General features: G+C 66.0%; 20 protein-coding genes and 1 riboswitch (1 of these 21 cut by a window edge). Of the genes, 7 read left to right on the plus strand and 13 right to left on the minus strand.

Features of this window, described 5'->3' with window-relative positions; all coding sequences use genetic code 11:
- Positions 1-148, minus strand: the 5' end (the start) of a protein-coding gene (locus tag TQ38_RS21845) for a bifunctional diguanylate cyclase/phosphodiesterase (protein WP_113942031.1). 1,682 nt of this gene lie to the left of the window's left edge; only the first 148 of its 1,830 coding nucleotides appear in the window; the start codon lies at positions 146-148; its stop codon lies beyond the left edge, outside the window.
- A gap of 158 nt (positions 149-306) precedes the next feature.
- A complete protein-coding gene (locus TQ38_RS21850; protein WP_240198041.1) occupies positions 307-1,086 on the minus strand; it encodes a helix-turn-helix transcriptional regulator in 780 nt (259 codons plus the stop codon).
- A 165-nt stretch (positions 1,087-1,251) separates the two neighbouring features.
- On the opposite strand from TQ38_RS21850, the gene TQ38_RS21855 reads away from it, so the two are divergent.
- Both TQ38_RS21855 and TQ38_RS21860 read left to right on the plus strand, forming a co-directional pair.
- Positions 1,252-3,420, plus strand: a complete 2,169-nt coding sequence (locus TQ38_RS21855) for a marine proteobacterial sortase target protein (protein ID WP_043975558.1) — start codon at positions 1,252-1,254, stop codon at positions 3,418-3,420.
- Positions 3,417-4,019, plus strand: a complete 603-nt coding sequence (locus TQ38_RS21860; protein ID WP_043975557.1) for a class GN sortase — start codon at positions 3,417-3,419, stop codon at positions 4,017-4,019. Before TQ38_RS21855 ends, TQ38_RS21860 begins: the two co-directional genes overlap by 4 nt.
- A gap of 49 nt (positions 4,020-4,068) precedes the next feature.
- On the opposite strand, the gene TQ38_RS21865 is transcribed toward TQ38_RS21860, so the two are convergent.
- Complete coding sequence (locus TQ38_RS21865; RefSeq protein WP_043975556.1) at positions 4,069-4,893, minus strand: oxidoreductase; 825 nt, start codon at positions 4,891-4,893, stop codon at positions 4,069-4,071.
- Between the two features lie 139 nt (positions 4,894-5,032).
- On the opposite strand from TQ38_RS21865, the gene TQ38_RS21870 reads away from it, so the two are divergent.
- The 5 genes from TQ38_RS21870 (at position 5,033) to TQ38_RS21890 (ending at position 14,764) form a co-directional block, all read left to right on the plus strand.
- Positions 5,033-5,938, plus strand: a complete 906-nt coding sequence (locus TQ38_RS21870) for a LysR family transcriptional regulator (RefSeq protein ID WP_043975555.1) — start codon at positions 5,033-5,035, stop codon at positions 5,936-5,938.
- Positions 5,939-6,022: 84 nt separating this feature from the next.
- Positions 6,023-6,268, plus strand: a riboswitch (cobalamin riboswitch).
- 178 nt (positions 6,269-6,446) lie between these two features.
- Positions 6,447-8,579, plus strand: coding sequence for a TonB-dependent siderophore receptor (locus TQ38_RS21875; protein ID WP_052505722.1), 2,133 nt, complete (start codon positions 6,447-6,449; stop codon positions 8,577-8,579).
- Positions 8,566-10,131, plus strand: coding sequence for a PepSY domain-containing protein (locus tag TQ38_RS21880; RefSeq protein ID WP_052505721.1), 1,566 nt, complete (start codon positions 8,566-8,568; stop codon positions 10,129-10,131). Before TQ38_RS21875 ends, TQ38_RS21880 begins: the two co-directional genes overlap by 14 nt.
- Before the next feature lie 830 nt (positions 10,132-10,961).
- Positions 10,962-13,079: a TonB-dependent receptor gene (locus TQ38_RS21885; RefSeq protein WP_043975554.1), complete on the plus strand. Its 2,118-nt coding sequence runs from the start codon at positions 10,962-10,964 to the stop codon at positions 13,077-13,079.
- A 137-nt stretch (positions 13,080-13,216) separates the two neighbouring features.
- A complete protein-coding gene (locus tag TQ38_RS21890) occupies positions 13,217-14,764 on the plus strand; it encodes a DUF1593 domain-containing protein (RefSeq protein ID WP_052505720.1) in 1,548 nt (515 codons plus the stop codon).
- A 50-nt stretch (positions 14,765-14,814) separates the two neighbouring features.
- Here the strand turns inward: TQ38_RS21890 and TQ38_RS21895 are convergent, their stop codons facing one another.
- The 10 genes from TQ38_RS21895 to TQ38_RS21940 form a co-directional block, all read right to left on the minus strand.
- Complete coding sequence (locus tag TQ38_RS21895; RefSeq protein WP_052505718.1) at positions 14,815-16,311, minus strand: glycoside hydrolase family 30 beta sandwich domain-containing protein; 1,497 nt, start codon at positions 16,309-16,311, stop codon at positions 14,815-14,817.
- A 222-nt stretch (positions 16,312-16,533) separates the two neighbouring features.
- Positions 16,534-17,388, minus strand: coding sequence for a Cof-type HAD-IIB family hydrolase (locus TQ38_RS21900; RefSeq protein ID WP_043975553.1), 855 nt, complete (start codon positions 17,386-17,388; stop codon positions 16,534-16,536).
- Between the two features lie 52 nt (positions 17,389-17,440).
- A complete protein-coding gene (locus TQ38_RS31535) occupies positions 17,441-17,845 on the minus strand; it encodes a S24/S26 family peptidase (RefSeq protein WP_082057691.1) in 405 nt (134 codons plus the stop codon).
- A complete protein-coding gene (gene sodN / locus TQ38_RS21910; RefSeq protein ID WP_043975551.1) occupies positions 17,800-18,297 on the minus strand; it encodes a superoxide dismutase, Ni in 498 nt (165 codons plus the stop codon). The genes TQ38_RS31535 and sodN overlap by 46 nt, the downstream gene beginning before the upstream one ends.
- Positions 18,298-18,430: 133 nt before the next feature.
- Positions 18,431-19,015 (minus strand): HupE/UreJ family protein, encoded by a 585-nt coding sequence (locus TQ38_RS21915; RefSeq protein ID WP_043975550.1) that lies wholly within the window; start codon positions 19,013-19,015, stop codon positions 18,431-18,433.
- A 96-nt stretch (positions 19,016-19,111) separates the two neighbouring features.
- Positions 19,112-20,464, minus strand: coding sequence for an ATP-binding protein (locus tag TQ38_RS21920; RefSeq protein ID WP_043975549.1), 1,353 nt, complete (start codon positions 20,462-20,464; stop codon positions 19,112-19,114).
- Positions 20,465-20,471: 7 nt separating this feature from the next.
- Entirely contained in the window at positions 20,472-21,146 is a 675-nt protein-coding gene (locus TQ38_RS21925) for a response regulator transcription factor (protein WP_043975548.1), read from the minus strand.
- A 9-nt stretch (positions 21,147-21,155) separates the two neighbouring features.
- Positions 21,156-22,412 carry an efflux transporter outer membrane subunit gene (locus tag TQ38_RS21930; protein ID WP_240198042.1) on the minus strand — a complete coding sequence of 419 codons (1,257 nt, stop codon included), beginning with the start codon at positions 22,410-22,412 and terminating at the stop codon, positions 21,156-21,158.
- A 114-nt stretch (positions 22,413-22,526) separates the two neighbouring features.
- A complete protein-coding gene (locus TQ38_RS21935) occupies positions 22,527-25,631 on the minus strand; it encodes an efflux RND transporter permease subunit (RefSeq protein ID WP_043975547.1) in 3,105 nt (1,034 codons plus the stop codon).
- On the minus strand, positions 25,631-26,092 hold the full coding sequence (locus tag TQ38_RS21940; RefSeq protein ID WP_205316128.1) for an efflux RND transporter periplasmic adaptor subunit: 462 nt from the start codon (positions 26,090-26,092) through the stop codon (positions 25,631-25,633). The genes TQ38_RS21935 and TQ38_RS21940 overlap by 1 nt, the downstream gene beginning before the upstream one ends.
- Between the last annotated feature and the right edge of the window lie 7 nt (positions 26,093-26,099).

Genomic DNA, 26,099 nt, shown 5'->3' on the forward strand with positions numbered 1-26,099 from the left:
GAAGGCAGCCCTGAGAATCCACCCTCAGCACGGAACAGATCGCATCCGGGACGATCCGCTCCACTTCCAGGCACAGGCGATTGATGGTGTCGGCCAGCGACTCCCCTTTGGCTATCATCTCCAGAATTGTATTTTGAAGGTCGATCACTCGGCATCCCATCCGCTGACCCGAAGGTCTGCAGCTATACTTGTTTGCTGTTATTAATGATTATTTGACTGGGGCACAGTTGTTAGAACCGAACCGGTTTGAAAGAAGTCGATTCAGATCCGTATCGGCGCCGGTATTGGCGATATGCGCAGTTTTGCTCAGTCCGTACCGTGAAGACGAGCGAAGTCGCCTTCGGTCGACCGGTTCAGCATTTCGCGGTAGGCTGCGAAGTGCGGCATGTCCGGGCTGACAAGGCCGAGCTGCGGGTCCTCCCCTTCGCCCAGCTTGCCAAGCGCGAGCGGCGCGGCGGCGGGAACCAGTTGTGAGCCGTGGCCCACTTCCAGCGTGGTGAGGATGCCGAACAGGCCGCCGTCGATGGTCGGGCGCGAAAGGATGGCGAGGCGGTATTGCCCCTGCTCATTGGTCACCAGATAGATGTGGCCGGAAAGGTTGGGCATCGAAACCTGCCCGGCCTGTTCGAAGCGGGCGTCGGAGCGGCCCGATTCCGCGAAACAGAGGCAAGCCTTCTCGGGCACCCAGCGGATCGTGGTGAGATAAGCGAAAAGGCTTCCCGGCGTGCCGAAGCTGGGCCGCACCGTGAGGTAGCGCCCTTCAAGCCAGGTCACGGCCGAACGGGAGTAAGCGCCCATCGCCTCGGGCGCGACGTCGCCGCCGCTCGGCGCCTGCGCTGCGGAGCCGGCGCGCAGGCTGACGCCCAGCGCTTCCTCTATCCGCAGCAGCGTGGCCAGCGTGAAAGGGCGTTTTCCGGCCAGAGCTTTCTCCAGCGTGGAGAGGCTGATCCGCGCCATGTCCGCCAGCGCCTGGCGCGAGATGCGGCGCCGCGCGATCTCCTCACGCACCCGGCGACCCGTCTCCATTCCTTCTGCGGATACCGCGTCGGCCTGGGATGCATCTTCGGGCGTGATTTTGGTGGACATCGTCATTACGCCTATTTGCGCACAAATGCGGACATCCCGTCAACACCTGCGTCATTGTGCGTTTTCCCGCACACGGCGCGGCGGGAACAGGCCGAAACTGCTCGTGGCTGTACGCACCGCCCTGCGCATAGAGGGATGGCTCCCGATCTTCGATGGAGCCAAGCCATGCCGCATTCCTTCGCTTTCCGCAGTTGCCTGATCCCCGCCGCCGTGCTGGCGCTGGGGGCGCCCGCCGCCCTCGCGGTGCATGCCGGCGCCGCCCTTGCCGCCGATGAGGCGGGGGAAGACGCCGCGCCCGGCGACCAGTCAGATGAGGGGCCCGCAGCCGGCACCCTGATGCTGCGCGGCCAGGGCATTGCCCAGGCCCTCCCCGCCGTCCGCCTTGGCACCGACATGGAGGTGAACGTCACCGGACAGGTGGCCCGCGTGCGCGTCACCCAGGCGTTTCGCAACACTTCCGACAAGTGGATGGAGGCCAGCTATCTTTATCCGCTGTCGCAGGACGGCGCGGTGGATTCGTTGAAGATGGTGGTGGGCCAGCGCGTGATCGTGGGCCGCATCCAGCCGCGCGAGAAAGCCCGCGCTGCTTACGAACAGGCCAAGGCCAGCGGACGCAAGGCCGGGCTGGTGGAACAGCAACGGCCCAACATGTTCTCCACCATGGTCGCCAATGTCGGCCCCGGCGAGACGGTGCTGATCGCGATCGAGTACCAGGCCCCGGTGGCCCAGGCGAACGGCACGTTCTCGCTGCGCCTGCCGCTGGTAGTGGGGCCGCGCTACACACCGCCCCATACCCTGAATTCGGATGCCGCCGTGGCGGATGCGAACGCGGTCACAGCCGCCCCGGTGCTCGATCCGAAGGTGGGTGCGAAACTGAGCGGGGGCCTCAACCCCACCTCGATCGCGGTGCGCCTTGCGCCCGGCTTCGATGTCGCCAACCTCATCAGCCGCTATCACCGCGTCAATGTGTCCGGTCCGCTGGACGACCGCACAGTCCGACTGGCCGATACCGCCGTCCCTGCGGACCGCGACTTCGTGCTGGAATGGCGCTCCGCCTCGGCCGACCCTACGCTGGGCCTGTTCGCCCAGCACACCGCGAAGGGCGATTACCTGATGGCTTCCGTGACGCCGCCTGCCGACCTGTCCGCCCTGCCCACGCCTCCGCGCGAAATGGTTTTCGTGATCGATAACAGCGGGTCGATGGGCGGAGATTCGATGGACGAAGCGAAGGCCAGCCTGATCCATGCCCTGGGCACGCTGCGCCCGCAGGACCATTTCAACGTAATCCGGTTCGACGACACCATGACCCGCCTGTTCGAGCACAGCGTGGCCGCCACGCCCGATCAGGTCGCACTGGCGCGCCGCTTCGCCGGGTCGCTCGAAGCGCAGGGTGGCACCGAAATGCTTCCCGCCCTGCGCGCCGCGCTGACCGATGCCGGCAGCGGCGGCGGGAGCGATCCCGAGGTGCTGCGCCAGATCGTGTTCATGACCGACGGCGAAATCTCGAACGAGCGCGAGATGATGGCTGCCATCGGCGCCGACGGCGGACGTAGCCATGTGTTCATGGTCGGCATCGGTTCGGCCCCCAACGACTATCTGATGGAGCGCATGTCCACCATCGGCGGCGGCGTCTACACCCATGTCGGCGCACCGGGAGAAGTGGCGGCGAAGATGATGCCGCTGCTCGACGTGCTGAGCCATCCGGCGGTGCGCGACCTGTCGGTGCGGGTGGAGGGCGGATCGCTCGACCTGACGCCCTCGCGTCTGCCTGATGTCTATGCAGGCCGCCCGCTGGTGCTGGTGGGCCGCAGCGATCACCTTGCCGGCACCCTTACGGTCAGCGGCAGGATCGGCGGCAAGCTGTGGGAACGGCGGGTAGACCTGGCCGCCGCCCTGCCCAGCCCGGCCGTGGAAAAGCTCTGGGCCCGTCGCCGCATCACCGACATCGAGGCGGACCGCGCGCTAGGCAAGCTGGACGATACGGCGGCAGACGCCGAAGTCGAACGGGTGGGCATGGAAAACGGTATCGTCACTAGCCGCACCAGCCTTGTCGCCGTGGATGAAACGCGCTCGCGCCCCGACGGCGCCCCCCTGACCCGCGAGGAACTGCCGATCAACCTTCCCGCAGGCTGGGATTTCGGCCACCTGTTCGGACAGGCGGCGCAGCGCACCGCAGTCGGGGACGGTTCAGGCGATCTTGCCGCCATGCAGGCGCAGGCGCTGGAACTGCCGCAGACCGCCACCGGCTTCCTCGGCGTGATCGGCAAGGGCTGTGCGCTCCTGCTGGCGGGCCTTGCCGGGTTCGCCGTGCTGATGCGCCGGAGGGCGGCATGATCCCGCTGCCGCGTATCAGGGAGGCCGCGCACAAGCGCGGCCTCTGCGTTATCCTGCTGGCCGCGCTGTGCCTTGCAGGCGTGGCCGATATCGGGCGCGGCCTTTACGTTCCGGCCAAGGCAGTGGCCGCGCAGGTCCTGCTGGAACGCGCCTTCGCGCGCAGCTTGGCAGACCACAGGCCGCGCCGGCCCTGGCCTTGGGCGGACATGACACCACTCGCCGGGCTTTCGGTAGAGCGACTTGGCGTGACGCGCATGGTCCTGGACAGCGGGTCGGGGCAGGCGCTGGCGTTCGGGCCCACGCTGCTGCCCGGCGGCGCAGCCCCGGGCCAGCCGGGCACCGCCGTCATCGCCGCCCACCGCGACACGCATTTTCGGTTCCTGCGCGAATTGCACAAGGGCGATGTCGTGACCCTGGAAACCCGGGCCGGGCTGAAACGCCGTTACCGGGTGACCGGCACGGACGTGGTGCGCTGGGACCGCTACGCCGTGCCCGACAGCGCCTCAGGCGAACGACTGGACCTGACGACATGCTTTCCCTTCGATGCCATCCGGCGCGGCCCTTGGCGTTATGTGGTGCATGCGCAGGTCATTGTCTGATTCGCGCATGCACGCCGACGGCGGGGAACGCCGCGCGGCCATTTCCAAGTCAGAAGTCGGTGGACACCGAGACACTGCGCCATTCCCGCAGGATTGCGCCGTCGGCCTCATGCTTGGCCTGTATCGCCGCGACGGTATCGCTTCCCAGCGGCAGCCGCACCGGAGGATTGAGCGCCTCGGCGAATTCGACGAGGACCTGCGCCAGCCGCGCCGGATCGCCCGGCTGGTTGTGACTGAGCCCGGCCGCCACGGTCCGTACCTTGCCCGCAGTATCGTCATAGTCGGCGATCACGGCGGGGCTGACGGAGAGCGACGAGCCATCGAGGAAATCGGTGCGGAAATAGCCCGGCTCGACCACGGTTACATGAATGCCAAGCGGTGCAAGTTCGTCATGCAGTGCCTCGGACACCCCCTCGACCGCGAACTTGGTCGAACTATAGACACCGAAGCCCGCCGCACCGCGATATCCGCCGATCGACGAAACGTTGAGGATGCGGCCCGAACGCGCGCTGCGCATGTGGGGCAGGATCGCGCGCGTAACATTCAGCAGGCCGAACACGTTGGTCCGATAGACCGCTTCCACTTCGGCAGCGCCGGTTTCCTCGACCGCGCCCATTACGCCGAAGCCGGCATTGTTGAACAGCACGTCGATCCGACCGAAACGGTCGATCGCCGCTTTCGCGGCGGCTATCGCCTGCGCCTCGTCGGTGACGTCGAGCGGCAGGCCCAGCAGATTGGGGGGGTCGCCAAACCGCGTAGCAATCGCCTCGGCCTTGCGCGCGGTGGCAACGACAGCGTCGCCGCGCGCCAATGCGCGCTCGGTAACGAGCGCTCCGAAACCGCGCGAGGCGCCGGTGATGAACCAGATCTTCATGGGAATATCCTTTCGACAAATGCCGGGGACCGGCGGGGCGGCCGGAGGAACAACACCGGCTTGCGAGTGCTTTTTGCGCCTTTCCTATTGATCCGATTAGATCGATAGTTGTCCGCTCAATGCTGAGCGAGGATCAGTAATGCGTACGACAGACCTTTCGGAACTTGCTGCCTTCGATGCGGTCGCCCGCCACCGCAGCTTCCGCCGGGCAGGCGAGGAACGCGGTGTCACGGCGTCCGCCATCAGCCATGCCGTCTCCAATCTTGAAACCCGGGTGGGCATCCGCCTGCTCAACCGCACCACCCGCAGCGTATCGCTGACAGATGCGGGCGGGATGCTGCTCGCCCAGCTTTCGCCTGCTTTCGGGAAGATCGGGTCGGCGCTCGACGCGCTCAACCAGTTCCGCGATACACCCTTCGGCAAAGTGCGGATCAATGCCCCCAACTCGGTCGCGCCCTTCGTGCTGGGGCCGGTGATCGGCGGACTGATCGCACGCAACCCGAATCTGGAACTGGAAATCGTCGCCACGGATCGGCTTGTCGATATCGTCGAGGAAGGCTTCGATGCCGGCATCCGGCTCGGCGAAAGCCTGCGCGACGGGATGACCGCAGTGAAGATCAATCCGCGCCTGCGCTTCGCGGTGGTCGGCTCCCCCGCCTATTTCCAGCGCCGCCCGGTGCCGACATCTCCGGCCGACCTGCAAGACCATGTCTGCATCCGCAACATGTATCCCACTTCCGCGCGATACCCCTGGTCCTTCAGCCGGGGCGGGCAGGAGATCGACTTCGAGCCGACCGGCCCCCTGGCCCTGCACGACCATGAACTGATGATCGAGGCGGCACTGGCAGGCATCGCGCTTGCCTATGTATGGGAAGATCGCGCCCAGCCCCTGGTCGACAGCGGACGGTTGATCCGCTGCCTGGAACACTGGATAGAGCCGGAGGACTGGCTCTATCTGTACTATCCCACCCGCAAGCACATGTCCGCAGGCCTGCGCGCGGTAATCGATGCGATGCGCGCCGGGTCGCCGGATCGCAGCCGATGATCCCGATGCTCATCATGACGCTTGCGATTTGAAAATCCCGACCATATGAACGCGGCATTCGTGCATCGGCCCTTGGCCATCCGCACGGGTAAAGATCGCGTCGGTTCCCCGAAAGGGGATTAAAATGGGAATGCGGTGCGGGTGGTTCTCCATCCAAATCCGCAGCTGTCCCTGCAACTGTAAGTGGCGAGCGCGATATACATGTGCGGACGGCATAGCGCCGAGCCGCCAGCCACTGGGCCGGACGCTGTAACATGCGAGGCCTGGGAAGGCCGTATATCAAGCGATGACCCATGAGCCAGGAGACCTGCCGGTGTCTGGTCGCTCTTGCCTTGGTCCAGGGGATGGCCGCGGCACGGTGAACTCCGTCTGAGCGACGAACGAGCGGCTGGGGCCGCATCGGTTTCGTGTGTCGGCCGCCCCTGGCGTCCGGGCGATGCGCGGCGCCGACCGTTCGTGAACGGCACGCCCCGGCCCAACGTCGATTGACGCCGACGGGGGGAATAACATGACCAATTTCGCATCGGCTGCGCTTGCGGCCTTCACTCTAGTTGCGCCCAATTTCGCTGCCGGTTCGGCGTACGCCCAGCAGGCCCCGAACGATGCGGAGGGCGACGTGATCGTCGTCACCGGCATCGTCGACCAGCTTCGACTGAACACCAAAACAGACAGCGCCAGCCGCCTCAACCTTACCCCGCTGGAGACGCCGGCCAGCATCGAGACGCTGGACGGCGACGCCATCCGCCTGCGCGGAGACCTGACGATCCAGGACGCCGCCGCCCGCGCGACCGGCATCGTCAACACGTCCGGCGTTTTCGGCTACGGCCTGTCCGCGCGCGGTTTCACCGGCCAGAACTCGGTGATGACGCTTTATGACGGGATGCGCATGTACAACAACACGCTGACCTTCCCGGCCGACCCGTGGATGGCGCAGAGCGTGGAAATCCTGCGCGGCCCGGCCTCGGTCCTCTACGGCGAAGGCGCGATCGGCGGCGCGGTAAACGTGACGCGCCGCCAGCCCGGCGATACGCTGGAGATCGGCGGGCGCGCCGGCGTGGCATCCTTCGGAACCTACTCCATCGCGGCGGGCGCGGGCGGCCCGGTCAACGATCTGGTCGGTTTCCGCGCCGACGCCAGCTATCGCCGTTCGGATGGCTGGATGGACCGGGGCGACAGCAGCGCACTGGCGCTTTCGGGCGCGGTCCGCCTGAAGCCCGCCCCGGACCTCAGCATCACCCTGTCGCACGATTTCAGCACGCAGAAGCCGCGCACATGGTTCGGCGTACCGCTGGTGAACGGCAAGCTCGACAAGTCGATCCGCCGCAACAACTACAACGTCACCGACGCGAACCTGCGCTTTCGCGACAACTGGAGCCAGGCGAAGCTGGAATGGTCCCCGTCCGAGGCAATCGCCATCCGCAGCACGTTCTACCACTTATGGGCGAACAAGTACTGGAACAACGCGGAGAACGTGACCTACGTCCCCGCAACCGCAACCAGCCCGGCGAAGATCCGCCAGTCCAGCTTCCTGGAACTCTATCACATCCAGAAGCAGACCGGGAACCGCACCACCGCCAATATCGCGCACGATCTGGGCGGGTTGGAGAACCAGCTGGTGGTCGGCTTCGACGTGAACCGCATCAGCTACAAGAACGTCAGCAATTCGGGCAACAACCAGACCCGGCTGATCGACGTGGTAAATCCGGTGCCCGGCCTGTTCATCGACCAGGCCAGCGCGCCGACCAAGCCGCGCTATACCAACAAGATCCGCCAATATTCGATCTTTGCCGAGGACCGGCTGAAGTTCAGCGACCAGTTCTCTCTGGTCGGCGGTTTGCGCTATGACCGGCCGGAGATCACCAAGACCGATTACGTCAACGCCGCCAACAACTTCACCGGCACCCCGGACGCAGTGACCTGGCGGGTGGGCGCGGTCTATAACCCCATCCCCACCCTGTCGCTTTACGGACAGTACGCGACGGCGGCCGATCCGGTCGGCGCGCTGGTTTCGACCAGTCTTGCCCAGAGCAGCTTCGACCTTTCCACCGGGCGGCAGTACGAAGTGGGCATCAAGCACATCTTCTGGGGCGGGCGCGGCCAGTTCACCCTGGCGGCCTATGACATCGTCAAGAAGAAGCTGCTGACGTCCGACCCGCTGACCCCGACGATCCAGGTCCAGGTGGGCCAGCAATCGTCCCGTGGCGCCGAGGCATCGCTGTCGCTGGAGCCGGTGGAGGGGGTAAGCATCAGCCTCAACGGCTCCGTGCTGCGCGCCCGCTATGACGACTTCGCCGAATCCGTTGGCGGCGTGCCGTTCCAGCGTGCCGGCAACCGGCCGACCAATGTGGCGACCAGGACCGCCAATGCCTTCGTCAGCTGGGAATTTCTGGACGGCTGGATCGTCGATGGCGGCGTCAGCCATGTCGGCAAGCGCTATCAGGATGCCGCTAATACCCGCGTCATCCCGGCCTATACGCTGACCGACATCGGCCTGCGCTGGCAGTTCGTCGAGGCCGCAAGCGTCGCCCTGCGCCTGCGCAACGTCTTCGACGAAACCTATGTGCGGGCCACGTACGGCGCCTCGCAGTGGGTGCTGGGCGATCCGCGCGCGGTGGAGGCCAGCCTCAATGTCGGCTTCTGACAGCGCACCTGTCGTAACCGGGGGCGCGCCGCACGCGCGCCTCCATCCCGGACCACGGCCCAGGCAGCCGCTGTCCGCTGCCGCATGGCGCGCGGCTCGGCGGTGGCTTTACTTCTTCCACCGCTGGACCGGCATTGCGCTCTGCGTCCTTTTCGCCATCTGGTTCGTGTCGGGCGTGGTGATGATGTACGTGCCTTTCCCAAGTTTCCGCGCGCCCGAACGGATTGCCAGCGCACCGCCGATCGACTGGGCGCAGGTAAGGGTAAGGCCGGAAGCGGCGCTGGCGACGTTGGACGAGGCGACGTTCCCTTCCGAAATGCGGATCGGCATGACCGCCGGTGAGCCGGTCTATCGCTTCGTCACCAAAGAAGGCCGGCGTGCGGTATCCGCAGTGACCGGCCGTGAGATCCTGTCCGTCGACGCGGGCCGGGCGGGGACGATCGCCTCTGCCCTTGTCCACGCCCCGGTGGAGGCAGTCACCCCGGTCGATAACGACCAATGGGTCGTCACCGGCGCCTACAAGAAAATGGCACCGTTCTGGCGCGTGAGACTGGCCGACACCGCCGCAACCGACATCTACGTGACGCAGAAGACCGGCGAGATAGTCCAGAATACCACGGCGCATGAACGTTTTTGGAACTGGCTGGGCGCGGTGCCGCACTGGATCTACTTCACCGCCCTGCGCCTTCATCAGGAACCCTGGCGCCAGACGGTGCTGTGGACCTCGGGCATCGGCATGGTAGGCGCCGTCGCGGGCGTCTGGATCGGCCTGCTGCGCGTGCGGTTGTCGAAGCGGTACAAGTCAGGCTCCGTCAGCCCCTATCGCGGGTGGATGAAATGGCATCATGTTACCGGCCTTGTCGGCGGGCTGGCCGTCCTCACGTGGGTCTTCAGCGGCTGGATGTCGATGAGCCCCTGGGGCGGCCTGCGCGATGCGGATCACGGCATCGCCGAGCGCTATTCCGGCGACAGGCACGGCTTCGCGCCCACCGATCTCGCTGCCCTGAAACGCGAAGCGCACGGCGCGCGGGAGGTGACTTTCGCCTATCTCGGCGCAAAGCCGGTGATGATCGCGCTGGGCGCGGCGCGGGACAAGGTGCTTCTGGACGGCGCCACCGCCCGTCCGCTGGCTCTGCCGACCAGCCGGATCGAGGCCATCGCCCGTGCAGCCGTGACCGATGGCAAACTGGTCTCCGTGCACCGGCTCACATCCTACGATCGCTACTGGTACACCACCGGCGACCCGCGCAGCGATGCCCGGCCGCTTCCCGTGCTGCGGCTGACGTTCGACGACCCCGCCCGCACATGGCTGCACGTGGATCCGGCGACCGGCATGTTGCTGGGCAGGATGGGGTCGGGCAGCCGCAGCTATCGCTGGCTGTTCGCGGCGCTCCACAGCTTCGACCTGCCGTGGCTGCTGACATGGCGCCCGCTGCGCGACGGCCTGATGTGGGTGCTCTCCGGTGCGGGACTCGCCATTTCCGTCACTGGCATAGTCGTCGGCTGGCGGCATCTGCGGCCGGCAAAACGCAGGCGGGCAAAGCCGAGATAGCCGCGCCCGCAATCTCGTTTTCAGGGCGAAATCCGATTGCTACCGCGTCACCGAACCCGCAGAACCGATTGATCGGGCACTATGCGGATTCGGTTGATGCGTTCCTGGATTTTAAGCGTAACTGCGGGAGCCGCCCTTGGCTTCCTGACCTTTCACACCTTTGCCGCAGCCGTGACTCTCGCTGGCATCTGCGGATTTGTGTCCCATGCCGTTTCCACGGAGTCTGCCGCGCGCAGGAAGCGGCGCGCGAACGGTGGATCATCGTCATCGGACAGCGGCGGCGAGGTTTCATATGAAAATGACGATCGCGATTGGTCGTCCGATTCCTTCTCCTTCGACGGCGGCGGAGGAGATGGGGGCGGGGGAGATGGCGGCGGCGGCGGCGACTGAGTTCGGGCAAGAACTGCGCCCGTCACAGGACACCCGCCGTTCCTTCAGGCGCAGAAGATAACGACGCTCTAACAATCGTTTCCGCCAGAAGCGGCGGCGTTCCGGCGCGGACCGGACATGCACTTTGCCGCGCATTTACGGAATGGCAACTCCCCCGCGCCCATCCCTCAAAGCGTGCAATGGAATATTGCGGCCAAACCGCCGAGTGAGGACCAGATGCAACGCCTGGCAGCCATTTCCCGGAACTTCGGCAAATTGTCTATTGCATCCCGTGACGTTTGAGATACACATTTGTGATGTAACCGTTACCATCTGCTAATGACAGGGCGTTTACGGCATCTCTCTCTTCTCGTTGGACAAGCAGGAAGAGGAGATCGCCTGATACTAATGTAATGCATTTCAGGATATGCGCGGGGAGCGCGACAACCATGAGGGGTACCATGCTTCAGTCTCCAATCTCGACTTTCGCAGTTGCAGTGGCAATCGCCACGACCGGAATCGCCGCGCCCGCCATGGCGCAGGATGCGGGCGCAGAAAGTTCGTCCGGCCAGTTCGGCGACATCGTCGTCACCGCTGAAAAGCGTGAGAGCACCGCGCAGAAGACCCCGATCGCGATGACCATCGCCACCGGCGAGGAACTGACGAAGAACGGCGTCAGCGACGTCAACAGCCTGGTCAATATCGCGCCCACCCTGGGCATCGCCCAGAACAACCAGAACACGATCATCACCATTCGCGGCGTCTCCAGCCGCGACTACACCGAGACCGGCAACCCCGCCGTCGCGGTCAGCATCGACAACTTCTACCTCCAGAACGGCACCGCGCTGAACGTCGGCTTCTTCGACCTGGAACGTATCGAAGTGCTGCGCGGCCCTCAGGGCACGCTGTACGGCCGCAACGCCACCGCCGGCGCGATCAACATTTCCACCGCCAAGCCGACCGACAAGCTCGAAGGCTCGATGGCCCTCGAATATGGCTACAAGAACGCACTGATCGCGGAAGGCATGCTGAACGTACCCGTCAGCGATTCCATCAAGGTACGCGGCGCCTTTTCGGTCCACCAGCGCGACGCCTACCGCAACAACGGCTCGCTGTCCGACGGCGGACTGGTCCGCAAGGGCGGCAACGATGACGTCAGCCAGGCCGCGCGCCTGCACGTCGCCTACGATTCGGGTTCGCCCTTCACCGCCCTGGTTACCGGCGAATATACTCACGTCGGCGGCGTCGGCGCGGTCATCAAGGGCATCCCCTACAGCGATGTCGTCGACGGCAAGCTGAAGCTGGGCAGCGACCGCAACTGGGCGCTCAACACCCAGGGCTTCATCGACCTCACCATCAAGAACGTGCGCGCCAACCTGAACTACGACTTCGGGCCAGTGACGCTGTCGTACTTCGGCGGCTACCGCACGCAGGACATCAGCCGCCAGAACGACCAGGACGGCGGCACCGGCGCCAGCTTCGCCTTCCCGACCGACGGCACCACCAAGACCCAGAACCACGAACTGCGCCTCGGCACCAACGGCGCCGGTCCGTTCGGCTTCCAGGTCGGCCTGTACTACTTCAGCGACCACAACGATTCGCTGACCAACTTCCAGATCCTGGGCGGCGCGGCGCCGATCAACTTCTACACCTTCGACTATGTGACGGATGCCAAGTCCTATGCCGGGTTCGGCCAGGCCTATTACGAAATCACCCCCGACCTGAAGGTCGAGGCCGGCGCTCGCTACACCCGCGAAAAGAAGAAGCAGGTCGGCTTCAGCGACGTTGCCGGCACCTATACCGACGTCGACGCCAGCTACACCGGCAACAAGGACACCTACCACCTGGGCGTCAACTGGCAGGCCACGCCAGACAATCTCGTCTATGCCAAGTACGATACCGGCTTCAAGGCAGGCGGCTTCCAGAACGGCTTCACGTATGGTCCTGAAAGCATCACGGCTTACGAAGCGGGTATCAAGAACCGCTTCCTGGGCGGCACGCTGCAGGTCAACCTGAGCGGCTTCCTCTACGACTACACCGACCTGCAGGTGCAGCAGAACGATCCCGTCACGGCCGTATCGCGCGTGTTCAACGCCGGCCGCGCCCGCATCTACGGCGGCGAGCTGGAAACCAGCTGGCTGCCCACCACGCTGGACAAGGTGGACTTCACCGTCGCCTACCTCCACGCCCGTTACCGGGACTTCAACAACAATGGCGTACAGTATGCCGGCAACACCCTGCCCCAGGCGCCGTCGTGGTCGCTGTCGGGCGGCGTCAGCCATGACTTCCTGATCGGCAACGGCAAGCTCACCGCACGCGCGCAGAGCCGCTACCAGTCGAAGTCGTTCTTCAGCTTCCGCAACATCGGCACGGAAATGCAGAAGGGCTATACCAAGACCGACCTCATGCTGACCTACGTGCCCAACGAGGCTTCGGGCTTCGAGATCTCGGCCTATGTGCGCAACATCGAGAACTCGGTCATCCTGACCACCTCGGAAGAAGCCGCTTACGCCGGCGGTTACCTTGTGCAGTTCGGCGATCCGCGCACTTACGGCGCGCGCGTGACCTACCGCTTCTGACGATACGGGAAAGGCGGGCTCGGCATGACCCGCCTTTTTCCTTACAAGGGATCCAGTCCTGCAGGACCGGATCCCTTTTTCATGTCTACGCCCGGCCCCGCCGGTACTCTCCCGAATCCCAAAAGGAGCAAGACCGCTTGCCTTCGCACCATGAAGCCCTTCGTCCCGGCCCGCTTTCGCGCGCTGTCCTGCCTGCATTCGCCGCCTGCCTGATGGCAGCCTGCGCGGCGCCAGCACTGGCCGCGCCGCTGCCTGCCGAGCACCTCGACACGGCTGAGGGCAAGCCGCGCCTCTTCGTCCTGAGCGACATCGGCAATGAGCCGGACGACCAGATGTCGCTGGTGCGCCTGCTGCTCTATTCGAACGAGATCGACATCGAGGGGCTGGTCGCCACCACTTCGACCTTCCAGAAATCCGTCACCCATTCCGAAACGATCCGCGCCATCGTCGCCGATTTCGGCAAAGTCCGCCCGCGCCTGCTGGACAACGCGCCCGGCTGGCCGACCGCGCAGGCGCTTGCGGAAACCATCGCCAGCGGCCCTGCGGCCTACGGCGTGGCCGCGATCGACGCCGCATCGCCCAGCGAAGGCGCGCGCAAGCTCATCGCCGCCGCCGACCGCGCCGATACCCGCCCGCTGTGGGTTGACCTGTGGGGCGGCGCCAACACGCTGGCCGAGGCGCTGGCCCACGTGCGGGCCACGCGCAGCGCCGAGGAACTCGCCCGCTTCGTGGCCCGCCTCAGGGTCTATGCCATCTCCGACCAGGACGACGCCGGGCCTTCGATCCGCCGCGAATTCCCGGACCTGTTCTGGATCGGCTCCCCCTCGACGCCCGATTCCGGCGACTTCGCCAAGGCGACCTGGACCGGCATCAGCGGCGACAAGTATTATCTCAACGGTGAAGGCGCGGATTTCACCACCGTCACCAATGAATGGCTCGGCGCCCACATCCGCAAAGGCCCGCTGGGCGCGCATTATCCGCGCTACTGGTTCATCATGGAGGGGGACACGCCGGCCTTCCTGGGCCTGATCGACAACGGACTGGAAGCACGCCGCTCCCCCTCATGGGGCGGATGGGGCGGGCGCTACGTGATGCGCCAGCCTTATGGCGAAAGCCGCCCGCTGTGGACCCAGGGCGGGGACATGTTCTACCGCATCGCCTCGCAGGACACCGTGGAAGGCGCGGACGGCCGCCCCCACACCTCCGACCAGGCGACGATCTGGCGCTGGCGCACCGCGTTCCAGAACGACTTCGCCGCGCGCATGGACTGGACGGTCAAACCCTTCGCGCAGGCCAACCACGCCCCTCGCATCGCCATCGAAGGCAGCGCGGGCACCGGGGTTGTGGAGCGCACCGTGCGCAAGGGCGAAGTCCTGCACCTCGATGCGGGCGCCAGCACCGATCCCGACGGACAGAAGCTGACCTACCGCTGGTTCCTCTACAACGAGGCCGGCGTGAAGAACGGCGAGCGTCCTGCCGACCTGACGCTGTCGCAGGCTTCAGACGCAAAAGTAGCCATTACCGCGCGGGATACCTGCACGGCGGGTTGGCTGCCCGATCTGGCACCGCCCTGCCCGGCCAGTGGCAAGGCCCATGTCATCCTTGCCGTCACGGATGGCGGCAGCCCCGCGATCACGCGGTATCGGCGCGTTATCGTGACCGTAACCCAGGCCAAGCGCCGCTGAAACGGTTGCGTCCAGGGCCCTCAGCTGGCCCTGGACGCAGCCGTAAAACATCAGTCGCCCGCCAGGTCCCGCGCCGAAAGAACCAGCGTGGTGAAGCTGTCCGCAGGCAGTTCCACGCGCACCTGCCGCGAGCCCAGCACGATCTTGCGAGATTGCGGCTCGGCCATGTCGTTCATCATGACGACCACCACGCTGCCATCGGGATTGCGGAAGGCATACTGGAATTCATAGCCGATGTTGCTGGGGGTAGGCAGGTAGCGCGCGCCGGGGCGCACGAAGGCGCTGGTGTGCCGCAGCGCCCAATAATCATGGGTCAGCCGCCACGTTCCTTTCTTCGCGTCCACCGCGATGAGCGAGTTCTGCGGCCAGCCCGCGATGCTCTCTCCGCCATCCGCCAGCGCGATGTTCCAATACGTCCACACGCTGACCCCGTGCTTCAGGTAATCCTGCAAGACGCGCCAGTTGTAGCGGGCGTATTGCCAGTCGTTCGTACCGACCCCGCACTCCTGCTCGCTGCCCCATAGCGCCAGTTGCGGATAGGCCTTCTCCAGTTCAGGCAGCGCCGCGCGGCCTGCCCATTGCACTCCGATGCCGCGGATCACGGCGGCAGCGGCCGGGTGCGCCATCACCTTGGCCACCAGCCCCGCATCGCCCCTTTCCAGCGTGCCGAGCAGCACTTCGACCCCGCGCTTGCCCATTTCGCCGGCCAGCACCGGCAGGAAGCGCGCCAGCCCTTCTGCTGTCCAGACGCAGGAGACGTAAGGCTGGGCGGAATTGAATTCGTTCTGCGGCATCACCGCCTTGATCGCGATGCCTTCCGCCGCATAACCGTCGACGTATCGGCCGAAGTAGCGTGCATAGGCATCGAAGTAGCGCGGCTCCTGGATGAAGCCGTCCTCGCCTTCGTGTCGCACCTGATCCGGGCGAATGCCGTTGGCGGGCTTGCCGGGCCAGCCCGGCGCCATCTGATAGGCCCCGTTGGTCTTCATCCAGGTCGGCGGCGACCATGGCGAGGCCCAGACGGTCAGATCCGGCTCACGCGCCTGCGCAGCCTTGATGAACGGGATCACCGTCTCGCGGTCCCTCCCGAGCGAGAAGTGATCGAGCGCGAAATCACCCGCGACCTCGTCATAGCTATAGGCCGACGCGGCCATGTCGCTGGCGCCAAGCGGGGTGCGGCAATGGCCAAGGCGCGCACCCCCGCCGAAAACCTGATCCAGCGCCTTGTTACACTCCGCTGCCGGCAAGGCGGAAAGTGCGGTCCAGCCCAGATCGCTGAAGGCGCCGCCGAAACCCGCCATCGTCTGGCGGGGCCCGGCCAGATCCACACTGAACGAACGGCCAAAAAGATCGCCGTCGTCGGCCTCCACCACCGGCTGCGGCTGCGCGGCCCAGCGGCGGGACTGCGTGCTCGATATCAGGAAGGAAGTGCCTTTGTGCGGCGCGGCCGTCGATCCACCGGTCGGCGCTGCGGCAACTGCCCTGGATGCAAGCGAAGCCGCGCACCCGGCACCGGCGATTTTCAAAGCGGAACGTCGATCGATCATGGAATTCCCCTTTCCAGCTGATGTCGCGGAAAATCGGATGTATCGTATCAAACGCCGATGAAAAGCATTTCATTGTGAGTTTTCGGCAAATTTTCCGGTCTGCCCGCCATTTTCCTGACGACACGAAACGGCGGCACGTCATTTCGCGCGGGCCAAAAATGTAACGATTACATGAAGACGCAACTATCAGCGCCAAGCCCATCCGAAGTCATCCTGAGCCCCTCACCAGCCCGGCAGGACATACCGTGCGATCGCCGCCGCAACGCCGTCCTCATCAGCGCTGACAGTGCTGTGCATGGCCTGAGACTTCACCGTATCGCTGGCCTGCCCCATCGCGATCGACACACCTGCCCGCGCGAACATCGGCAGGTCGTTCATCTGATCCCCGATCACCGCGACCCCATCGAGCGGCACGGCGAAGGCTTCCGCCAACCGCGCGATGCCATCACCCTTGTTCGCCCCGGCAGCGGTAATATCGAGGTAATAGGGCTGCGAACGGGCAACCGTGGCGCGCGCTCCCGCCAAGGCTGCGGCCTCACTTTCCAGCCGCGCGATGACGGTGTGATCGTCGCTGACACCGACGATCTTGTCCACCCGCGCCAGTCGCCCCCGAAAATCCGAAACGGGCGTCGGTTTGATACCGGCGGACTTCACCTCGCGCCCGGTATGCGGGTCGGCAGCGTCGTTTGAAAACCACTGGCCTTCCGCAAAGACCCAGCAAGTGATCCCGGCCTCCACCACCAGGCCGACAATAGCTTCGGCGACCTCCTGATCCAGACAGCAATGCGCGGTAATGACGCCGCCGCGATCGAACAGGGTACCTCCGTTGAAAGCCCCGAACGGACCGGCAAGGCCAAGCTCGCGCGCGATCCAGAGGATACCCGACGGCGGCCGGGCGCTGATCAGGCTCATCGGCATCCCCGCCTCGGTGAGCGTTTTTACCGCTGCAACCGTCGCCGGAGCCAAGCTCTTGTCCGAGCGGACCAAGGTCCCGTCGATGTCGGATATGAACAGCCCGATCGAGCGGGAGGAAGAGCGCTGATGCGGCCCAGCGGTGTCTTGCCTGTCGTCGCTCATTGCCAAAATCTCCACAAGGCCGCCGGTGCCGCCTTAGTGGGCCAGTTCATGGTCATTGGCCAGATTGAACGGCCTTCCCAGGCTGTCGCCGTATCAGGCTTGTCCTCGACCCGGAAAGCCGGGCGACGACCACCCCCTCGATCTCATGGATGCACACGGTCCCCAGATCGACGGAGGGCTGCGATGATGCACCGTCGCCCGACAGGCGAAACCGGCCATTCGCCGAGCGGATGCCCAGCCGCTTGATCAGCCGCGCCTCCCCGCCGCGCTGCAGGCTAACGACATCGCCGGTCCCCGGGGGCCGTCCCCGCACAGGGCGCCTGACCAGAGCATAATCGCCGTCGCAAAACGTCGGCACCATGCTGCGGCCGCGCACCCTGATGAGCTTGAATCCGAACAACCCGCGGCGCTTTACAGCACCGGGTAGACGACTTCGATCGACGGCGGATAGGGGCATGGGCGGCGCACCGTCTCGATATCCTTGGTGGCCCAGAAAATCTCGGCAAAGCGGTTCACCAGTTCGACAAGCTTCTCGCCGTCGGCGCGGTGCACGTCCTGCTTGCAGGCGCTGCCGGCCATCATGATCCTGTGGGTCAGATCGTGGATCTCGGGGAATTTCTCGAACTGCGGCGCCTTGAAGTAATCGCCCCAGATCACCCGGACCTCGGCTTTCACCTTCTCTGCCTCTTTTTCCTTCATCGCGATGTTGCGCGACATCGTGTTGTGCTTCGACACCGGATCGGCATCGGCCTTGGCGGCGATCTCGTGCAGGATGTCCATCATCCGCACCACCGAAACAGCGGCGATCAGCGCCGGGCCCGGATCGTAGATCTTGCAGGGAATGTCGCAGTGGGCCTGCGCCTCATCGATGCCGGAGATACGGTCGAGCAGGTTTGAAATGGAAATCATCGTGGAGTCCTTCGAATATCTGGCGTTGATGTTTAGGCACGGAGAGTTACGCACCGCTGACGCAAATAAACGGTTGGCCTTTGTCCGAGCCGGATCGTGAGATGGCCCGGCGTGCATCGTCTTCCGGCTGAGATCAGCCCGCGACCAGGAACATTCCGGTCGCAGCGGCCAGTCCGCCTGCGACGCGGGTGCCCAAGCGGCCGCCGGTCCGCGCCAAGCCAAGACCTGCCGCTATACCGCCACCATGAAGCGCCGCCGTGCCTGTCAGGAACCCGGCGAGATAGGGCATCGATACGCCGCCCTGCGCTTCAGCGCCGTGGGCATAGCCGTGTAACAGGGCGATCGCTGCCGCAAGAGCCGTTGCGGCGATCATCGGCAGGCGCACCTGCATCGCGATCAGCCCGCCCAGGACCACCACCGAAACCCCGATGCCGATTTCGACGAGCGAAGGCGCAATGCCCGCAGCGCCGCTGAGACTGCCCAGCGCCATGAAGCTCACGAAAGTCAGCGGCAACGCCCATATCGCGCGGCCGCCAAGCTGGACGGCGAACAGGCCGATCATCACCATGGCAAGAATATGGTCGATGCCGGAAAACGGATGGCCGATGCCCTGCATGAAGCTGGACGTCTGCTCATGGCCGGGATGCGCCAGCGCCGCTGTCGGCAACGCGGCCATCAACACGGCGGAAAGCGAGGCAAGGGATAGCTTCGAACGCATAGCGCCGCTCCTTCGATTACATGACCTGCAAAGGCATAAGAGATTTGCTAATGACTCGCAAACTCATATTTGCACTGCGCAGCACGCGCTCGAACGTCAGGACGCCGGTGGCAATTCGATAGTAAGATGAAAACCTTCCTCGTCTTCCAGCAGGACATGCCCGCCATGCGCGGAGACGATCGCCTGGACGAGGGCAAGGCCCAGCCCATGCCCCGGCGTAGAGCGCGCCCGTTCCGACCTGGCAAAGCGCTGGAAGATTCGCGTCCGGTCCTCCTGCGGTATCCCCGGCCCATCGTCGTGGATGCTCAGGACTATGCCGCGCGGACTTGCTTTGGCCCGCAGCATGATCGCGGTGCCCTCGGGCGTGTGACGCAGGCAATTGTCTAACAGGTTGGCGGCTGCCTGGCTCAGCAGCCTGCGATCGCCGACGACCGCAAGGCCAGGCTCGATCCGCGTATCGAGGTGCCGGCCGCTGTCCTCTATGTCAGGCCGGTAGCTTTCTGCCATCTGCTCGACCAACGCGGACAGATCGAGCGAGTGAAGCGGCAGCCGGTCCGCAAATCCTTCCACTTCGGCGATCCTCAGCAGCGCGGTGAATATCTCCAGCAGTTCGGCGGCCTGTCCGCGCGCGTTTTCGATCTGGTCCGCGCGCGCCGCCGGGTCCGCTTCCCCGGCAGCCCTTTCCAGGCTGCTGCAAAGGCGCGTCAGCGGTGTGCGCAAGTCATGCGCGACATCGCTCGACACCTGCCGCAGGCTCTCCATAAGCCCCTCGATGCGGTCAAGCATGCGGTTGAGCGTACCGGCGAGGCGGTCGAACTCGCTGTCCGACCCATCGCGCGGCACCCGGCGGGACAAGTCGCCGCCAATGATCGCCTGCGCCGTGGCATCGATCCCTTCGAGACGCAGACGGGTCATCCACCCGATCAGCACGGCGGCAGCGATGCCCACCAGCAACATACCTGCCAAAGCACCTGAAAACAGGATGAGAAGGCGGCGATCGATCGCATCGAGATCGGCCCGATCGGCGCCGACGACCAGCGTCCCGCCCCGTACCCTGGTGGTCAGCGCCTGCGCGATCCGCACGCTGCCGCCGGGCGAACGTCGATATTCCAGCAGTTCCTCGAAGCCGGCCCGGGACGGAAGACCTGCCCGCATGGTGCCTGCGGCGATGCGCCCGCCATCATCGGCAAGCAGATATTCGAGACGCTCAGTCGAGCGTGATGCCTCGCGCCGGCGAATGGCCGCGCCGATGGCCGGAAGCCCGCCGCTATGCGCTTCGGCCAGCAGGGCCGCCGTTTCCGTCGTGATGCGGTGGTCGAGCTGCTCTTCCAGCGCCTCGTGGGTCACCTCGTAGGCAATCGCGCCGATCGCCACCGTCACCAGTGCGAATACCAGCGCGACGAGCGTGACCAGCCCCGATGTCGTGCGCCACAACTTGCCCGGCTTCATGCGCGCATCATCCGCCGCGCATCATGTAACCGGCGCCGCGCACGGTTTCGATGGCGTCTTCCGCAAATCCGGCATTCAGTTTCGAGCGCAGTCGGCTGAGGTGGGTATCGACGATGTTGGTCTTGGGATCGAAGTCGAAATCCCAGACCCGCTCCAGCAGCATCGTGCGGGTCATCACCCGGCGCGGATTGCGCATCAGTTCGGCCAGCAGCGCGAATTCGCGCGGTTGCAAGGTGACGCGCATGCCCGCGCGTTCGACCGTGCGGCGATGCAGGTCCAGCACGATATCGCCCACGATCAGCTGGTGCGTCTCCACCCGCGCCGCCGGACGGCGGCCCAGCGCGTTGATCCGCGCCGCCAGTTCGGAAAAGGCGAAAGGCTTTACGAGGTAATCGTCGGCGCCCGATTCGAGGCCGTCGACCCGGTCGGAAATGCCGCCCATCGCGGTGAGCATCAATACCGGCGTCGCATCGCCCGCAGCCCGCAGGGCCTTGACCAGCGAGAGGCCGTCCAGCCACGGCAACATACGGTCGACCACCAGAACGTCGAAGCCGCCCCCGGTCGCCAGGAACAAGCCTCCCCTGCCGTCGCTGCCGGCGGCAACGGAATGTCCCGCCTGCTCCAGCCCCTTGGCGATGAAGCCGCGCGTTTCCTCGTCATCTTCAACGATCAGGATTCTCATGTCCGCAACCTAGCGCGTTCCCGCCGCATTGCGCCAGCCGCCTCCCAGCGAGCGAAACAAGGCCACCTCCGACTGCGCGGCCGCAAGGTCGGCCTGCGCCTTGGCAAGGCGGGCGGCGGCAAGCGTGCGTTCGGCGTCGACCTGCAGCAGGCTTGCCGCGTCGCCAAGGCGAACCCTTGAAGCAGCGCGGCGAGCGTAGGCCTGTGCTTCGGCAGCGGCTTCGCCCAGATCCCGGTTGCGGCGCACTTCGGCGTCATAAGCGGCGAGGCCGGTCTCCACTTCGCGCAGGGCCTTGAGTACCACGACGTCCCAGCCGGCCAGCGCCGCCTGCTCACCGGCCTTCGCCTGCGCAAGTTTCGCACGGGCCGGGGCCTGGTTCGGAAAGGCCCAGCTCACCAGCGGCGAGGCGACCGCGTCGAAACCGCCCGCCAGCAGCCCCAGCGCGCCGCCCAGGTTGACGCGCGGATAGAAGTCAGCGCGCGCCACGCCTACCCGCGCGGCCGCGGCGGCCAGCTTGCGCTCGGCCTCGCGCACGTCGGGGCGGCGCAGCAGTAGCGCGGTGCCGTCCCCCACCGGCACGGCGCCTCTGAGCCGGGGCATGGCCGTGCAGGCAAGGCCCATGCTTCGCGCCTCGGCGGGAGGGCGGCCCTGCAAGATGGCGATGCGGTATAGCGCATTGGCGCGCTGCGCCTCGAACGGTGCGATGGCGGCGCGGGTGGATGCCGCCAGCGCGGCGACCTGCGAAACTTCGAGCGGCGACACATCGCCTGCCGCCAACTGTTCGCGCACCAGCCGCACCGACCGCTCCTGCGCCGCCGAAACCGCGTTCGCTTCCGCCAAAGCGCGGGTGGAGCCGCAAAGCTCGACGTAGGCCAGCACCGTGTCCGCCGCGACCGCGACCTTCACCGCGTCCAGCGCGGCGGCCTGCGCCTCGGCATCGGCCTTGGCGGCCAGCGCACCGGCGCGCAGGCGGCCGAACAGGTCGATGTCCCAGCTGGCCGAGGCGGCAATGTCCCAGTCGCTGGCCGATACCGAGGCGGCGCTGGGCTGGCCGGAAGGGTCGTCGAGCGTCAGGGCGCTCTCGATGGTAGTGGTCGGCAGGCGCGCCGCCCTGGCCTGACGCAGGGCAGCGCGCGCATCGTCGAGGTTGGCATAGGCGACCCGCAGGTCGGCATTGGCGGCAAGGCTTGCCGCGACCAGCGTATCGAGTTGGGGGTCTTCGTAAAGCCGCCACCAGTTGTCGGGTACTGGCGAGATCGAGGCCACCGGAAACGCCGCCCGCGGCGGAGGGCGCAACCACGGGCGTGGGCGCGGTCGTCGTCATGCAGCCGGAGATCGCCAGCGCGGCAAGCGGCGCGAAACGGCGGGACATGCGGGCGATCATGCCGCCGCCTCCCGGCCCGAGGGTTCAGGCGTCGGCTTACGCTCCTGACCGAACCGGGCATAGAGCGCGGGCATCAGGAACAGGTTCAGCACTGTCGAGGACACGAGGCCGCCAAGGATGACGATCGCCATCGGATGCTCGATCTCGTGCCCCGGCGCGTTGCCTGCAGCGATCAGCGGCACCAGAGCAAGCCCCGCGCAAGCCGCCGTCATGAGGATCGGAACCAGGCGCTCCTCCGCTCCGCGCAGCACCAGTTCGCGGCCGAAAGCCATCCCCTCCTCGCGCTGGAGATGCTGATAGTGCGATAGCAGCATGATCCCGTTGCGCGCGGCGATGCCGATCACGGTAACGAAGCCGACCAGCGAGCCTAGCGAAAGTATCCCGCCCGTCAGAGCGACGGCAACCACCCCGCCGACAAGCGCAAACGGCAGGCTGACACCCACAAGCGCCGTCACCCGGCGAGAGCGGAACTCGATCCAGACCAGCAGCAGGATGCCGACAAGGCACACCGCCCCGGTCGCCCAGAGGCGCTGGCGCGATTCCTTCAGCGCTGCATATTCGCCCAGCACTTCGGGATGATAGCCGCTGGCGAACTGCACTTTGCCCACTTGTGCCTCAACCGCCTGCGCGACAGTGCCCAGATCGGCACCCGCCACGTTCATCGTCACATCGAGACGGCGCTGGCCATTCTCTCGCTTCACTTCGTTGGGAGCGGGGACGATGGCCACATCCGCCACGTCCGCCAGCCGCACCGCAGCGCCGGTCGGGGCCTGGATCATCAGATCCCGCAGCGCGTGGATATTGCCCCGCACCGCCGGTTCGCCCCAGAGCGCGACGTCGAACGCCTTCTGCTCACGGTAGATCTCGCCCACTTTCTGCTGGGCGATGAGGGTCTGCGCCTGCCGCCTCACTTCGCCCGCCGTCAGGCCCAGCCGCGCCAGTTCGCCCGGCTTTGGGGTCACGCGAAGCTGGGCGACCAGCACCTGGCTTTCCAGCTTGAGGTCGGACACGCCCGCTATGCCGCCGACCGCCTCGCGCACGCGCTGCCCGGCACGGCGCAGTTCTTCCTGCTCGGGGCCGTAGATGCGCACGACAATGGTGGCTCCGGCGCCGGTCAGCACTTCCTTGATGCGTTCGCGAAGGTACGTCAGCACGTCGCGGTAGAGGCCGGGGTAGCCGTCGACCACCTGCTTGATATGCGCGACCGAAGCATCGTAATCGGCCTTCTCATCAAGGCTGATCCACAGTTCTGTGAAGTTGGGACCGACCACTTCGTCCGCTGCCTCGGCGCGGCCGATGTGGGCGCCGAAATTGCGCACGCCGGGGATCGCGCGCAGTTCCTTGGAGGCGCGGATGGTGATCCGGTCCATCGCCTCGATCGAGGTGCCGGGCTTTTCGACGAAGTGCATCAGGAAGTCCGTCTCGCGAAAGTCGGGCAGGAACTGGTCCTTGAACGTCGCGTAGCCGATCCCGGCAAGCAGCAACCCGCCCGCGACCACGGCCATGGCGCCTCCGGGCCGACCGACCATCCGGGGCAGGACGCCGCTGTAGCGGCCCTTCAGCCAGCCCACGAAGCGCGTATCGCGCTCCCCATCCTGCGGTGCGCCGGGCAGAAGCAGCAGGCACAGCGCCGGCGTCACCGTGAGCGCGACCAGCAGCGAAGCCGCGATAGCCAGCACATAGGCTACCGCCAGCGGCTGGAAGAACGTGCCCGCCACCCCGCCAAGGAAGAAGATCGGCAGGAACACCAGCATCACGATCAGCGAGGCGAAGACCACCGCCGAGCGCACTTCCAGCGACGCCGCCAGCACGACCTCGAAGGCGGGCCTGGGGCTGGCGCTTTCGCGGTTGATGCGCAGGCGGCGGGCGATATTCTCGACGTCGATGATCGCGTCATCGACCACTTCGCCCAGCGCGATCACCAGCCCAGCGATGACCATCACGTTGATCGTCATGCCGCTCCACAGCAAGACCAGTCCCGCGCCCAGCAGCGACAGCGGAATGGCGACAAGGCTGATGATCGCCTGCCGCCAGTCGCGGGTGAAGACGAACAGGACCACCGCCACCAGCAGGCAGCCGATCAGCAAGGCGCGCGTAAGGTTGTCGATCGAGCGTTCGATGAACGTCGCGGGCCGGAAAATCGTGGTGTCGACCTTCACGTCCGTAAGCCCCGGCTTAAGCTCGGCCAGCGCGGCCTCAACCGCGCGGGTGAGTTCGAGGGTGTTGGCGGTAGGCTGTTTCTCGACGATCAGCATGATGCCGGGCACGTCGTCGATGATGGCGTTGCCGATCGGCGGGGCATGGCCATCCACCACGCGGGCTACGTCGCCGATGCGCACGGGGGCCTCGCCGGACTGCTTGACGATGGCCTGCGCCAGATCCTTTGCGTCCTGCACCATGCCCGCCTGCTGCACCGGCAGGCGCTGGTTGGGCGTGTCGATGAAACCGCCGCCGCCGACCAGCACCGCATCGCCCGCCGCGGCGCGCACTTCGGCCAGCGTCACGCCCGCCACGCGCAGGCGGTCGGGATCGACGAGCACCTGCAACTGACGGTCGCGCTGGCCCCATACGGCGACGTTGGCGACGCCCGGCACCGCCATCAGGCGCGGCCGGATGGTCCAGCGCACAAGTTCGGACAGCTTCATCTGGTCCAGCTTGGCCGAAGTCAGCCCGATCTTCATCGCCCGGCTGGTGGAGGAAAGCGGCGGCATCAGCACCGGCTGGCGTGCGGCCAGCGGCAGGCGCGCCTGCACCTGCGCCACGCCTTCACCCACCATCTGGCGGGCGCGCAGGACATCGGTGCCCCGCTCGAACAGGATCTGAACCGAAGACAGCCCCAGCACCGATTTGGAGCGCAGCGTCATCAGATCGGGCACGCCGTTCACCGCCGTCTCGATCGGCACGGTGACGAGGCTTTCGACTTCCTCGGTCGAAAGGCCGGGCGCCTCGGTCTGGATCTCGACCATCGGCGGCGCGAATTCGGGGAACACGTCGAGCGGCACATCGCGTCCGGCACGCACGCCCAGAACCACGAGCAGCGCCGCCACCGCCAACACGAACACGCGCTGCACAAGCGCGAAGCGGACCAGTCCTGCCAGCATCAGTGTGCCGCCCCGAATTCGGTGCCGAACAGTTCGGCAGCGCCCACGGTGACCACCTCGGCCCCTTGCGCAAGACCGCGCGCCAGCAGCGCCTGCCCCTCGCTTTCCGACGCTACCGCCACGCGCTGGCGCACATAAGTGTTCGGCGCGGTCTTCTGATAGACCCATTCGCTACCGTAGATATCGCGCACAAGGGCGGACGAGGGCACCGAAAGCCCTTCTGTCCGGCCGCCCATCGGCAGGTCCACGGCGACCCGCTGGCCCACCCGGTACGCCTGATCGCGATTGGAAAGACTGTAATAGAGATCGACCGTGCCCGCCGCCGCATTGGCCGATGGCGGCGCCTGCACCGGACGCGCCTCCCGCGAGGTCCCGCCCTGCCCCAGTGGCCTGACGGTCACCCCCGCGCCGCGCTGCACCGCGTCCATATCGCTGCCGAACACCGAAACACGTACCCACACCGTCGGC

This window comes from Novosphingobium sp. P6W (assembly GCF_000876675.2).
GTDB lineage: Bacteria > Pseudomonadota > Alphaproteobacteria > Sphingomonadales > Sphingomonadaceae > Novosphingobium.

Coding starts and splice junctions, on each gene's coding strand:
- TQ38_RS21850 (WP_240198041.1), bottom strand. CDS start 1,086: ATGTCCACCAAAATCACGCCCGAAGATGCATCCCAGGCCGACGCGGTA.
- TQ38_RS21855 (WP_043975558.1), top strand. CDS start 1,252: ATGCCGCATTCCTTCGCTTTCCGCAGTTGCCTGATCCCCGCCGCCGTG.
- TQ38_RS21860 (WP_043975557.1), top strand. CDS start 3,417: ATGATCCCGCTGCCGCGTATCAGGGAGGCCGCGCACAAGCGCGGCCTC.
- TQ38_RS21865 (WP_043975556.1), bottom strand. CDS start 4,893: ATGAAGATCTGGTTCATCACCGGCGCCTCGCGCGGTTTCGGAGCGCTC.
- TQ38_RS21870 (WP_043975555.1), top strand. CDS start 5,033: ATGCGTACGACAGACCTTTCGGAACTTGCTGCCTTCGATGCGGTCGCC.
- TQ38_RS21875 (WP_052505722.1), top strand. CDS start 6,447: ATGACCAATTTCGCATCGGCTGCGCTTGCGGCCTTCACTCTAGTTGCG.
- TQ38_RS21880 (WP_052505721.1), top strand. CDS start 8,566: ATGTCGGCTTCTGACAGCGCACCTGTCGTAACCGGGGGCGCGCCGCAC.
- TQ38_RS21885 (WP_043975554.1), top strand. CDS start 10,962: ATGCTTCAGTCTCCAATCTCGACTTTCGCAGTTGCAGTGGCAATCGCC.
- TQ38_RS21895 (WP_052505718.1), bottom strand. CDS start 16,311: ATGATCGATCGACGTTCCGCTTTGAAAATCGCCGGTGCCGGGTGCGCG.
- TQ38_RS21900 (WP_043975553.1), bottom strand. CDS start 17,388: ATGAGCGACGACAGGCAAGACACCGCTGGGCCGCATCAGCGCTCTTCC.
- TQ38_RS31535 (WP_082057691.1), bottom strand. CDS start 17,845: ATGCCCCTATCCGCCGTCGATCGAAGTCGTCTACCCGGTGCTGTAAAG.
- sodN (WP_043975551.1), bottom strand. CDS start 18,297: ATGATTTCCATTTCAAACCTGCTCGACCGTATCTCCGGCATCGATGAG.
- TQ38_RS21915 (WP_043975550.1), bottom strand. CDS start 19,015: ATGCGTTCGAAGCTATCCCTTGCCTCGCTTTCCGCCGTGTTGATGGCC.
- TQ38_RS21920 (WP_043975549.1), bottom strand. CDS start 20,464: ATGAAGCCGGGCAAGTTGTGGCGCACGACATCGGGGCTGGTCACGCTC.
- TQ38_RS21925 (WP_043975548.1), bottom strand. CDS start 21,146: ATGAGAATCCTGATCGTTGAAGATGACGAGGAAACGCGCGGCTTCATC.
- TQ38_RS21935 (WP_043975547.1), bottom strand. CDS start 25,631: ATGCTGGCAGGACTGGTCCGCTTCGCGCTTGTGCAGCGCGTGTTCGTG.